Source organism: Promicromonospora xylanilytica, assembly GCF_054782895.1.
Window position 1 is genome coordinate 1 of record NZ_BAAGRP010000039.1, and the last position, 1,400, is coordinate 1,400.

Annotated in this window: 1 protein-coding gene; it reads left to right on the plus strand. The window is 69.0% G+C overall.

Annotated elements, in window-relative coordinates:
* Nucleotides 1-300: 300 nt before the first annotated feature.
* Entirely contained in the window at nt 301-1,380 is a 1,080-nt protein-coding gene (locus ACYVK7_RS17665; RefSeq protein ID WP_253878237.1) for an IS110 family RNA-guided transposase, read from the plus strand.
* The last annotated feature ends 20 nt before the right edge of the window (nt 1,381-1,400 follow it).

Genomic DNA, 1,400 nt, shown 5'->3' on the forward strand with positions numbered 1-1,400 from the left:
AACTGTCAGTCTTCAAGTGGCTGGTCTGGGATCGGCTGGTCAGGCTGGCGTTGCCCTGCTCGGCGCGTGTGACTCGCAATCAACTTGATCTCCGGTTTGTTCCGGGGTGTCTTGTCAAAGACATGTCCGCGCGGCGGGCGGGCCGACGCCGGCCTGGCCCACCTTGATGGCTTGATCAGAAGCATGCCCGACCTGTGTCCTGCACGGGTTGTGGCCCATGACAGTTACGCCTCCAGGTGACTCCTACCCAGGCCGACGCCGGTCACGACGTCCACGCTCGGGAGGAACATCGCAGTGTCCATGCTCGCAGAAGCAGTACCCGTCGCGCAGGTCTACCTGTTCGTCGTCGGGATCGATACCCATGCCCGTAACCACGTCTACGCGATCATCGAGACCCTCACGGGCGCGGTGGTCGACACCCAGGAGTTCCCGACCACCGCGGCCGGCCTGGCCCGCGCGTCGGCTTGGGTCGCCCGCCGCACGATCGACACACCGCAGGCTGTGCTGATCAGCATGGAAGGTACCGGCTCCTACGGGCGCCTGGCCGCCGGGCACCTCGCGGGCCTGGGCTACCGCGTGGTCGAGGCGCCCACCCCGGTCCGCGGCAAGGGGAAGGCCAAGACGGACATCCTGGACGCCCAGGCCGCGGCGCGTTCCGTCCTCGGCCAACCCGCTGACCTGCTGCGCGACTACCGGGCCGGGGAAGTCGCCGGCGCGATGCAGGTCCTGACCACCGCCCGCGAACGGCTCGCCAAGGACAAGACCGCGCACCTGAACGCGCTCACCGCGCTGCTGCGCACCCATGACCTGGGCATCGACGCCCGCAAGCCGCTCACGATGGCCCAGATCCGCGCCGTCAAAGCCTGGCGCAGGCGCACCACCGACCCCCTCGACCAGCAGTACGCCCGGACCGAAGCAGCCCGTCTCGCCGCGCGCGCCCTGGAACTGCACGACGAGCTCAAGGACAACGAGAAGACCCTGCGCGACCTCGTGGCCGCACACGCCCCCGACCTGCTCGACGAGCCCGGCATCGGCCCCTACTGCGCCGCCGTCATCCTCGCCGCCTGGGCCTACCCCGGCCGCGTCCGCTCCGAAGCCGCGTTCGCCCGCATCGCCGGCACCGCGCCGATCCCCGCCGCCTCCGGCAACCACAGCGACTACCAGCGCCTCGACCGCGGCGGCGACCGACGGCTCAACCACGCCCTGCACGTCGTGGTCATGACACGACTACGCATGCACGACACGACCCAGGACTACGCCGCACGCCGAACCGCCGAAGGCAAGACAATCCGGTCAATCCGCCGCCAGCTCAAGCGCTACCTCACCCGCAACCTGCACAGGCTCCTGACCAGGACAAACGCACTCGCCGCTACGGCTTGACGAACATAGAAGCGTCTTTG

Excerpts from the sequence above, each read along its gene's own strand:
- ACYVK7_RS17665 (WP_253878237.1), top strand. The coding sequence starts at position 301 with ATGCTCGCAGAAGCAGTACCCGTCGCGCAGGTCTACCTGTTCGTCGTC.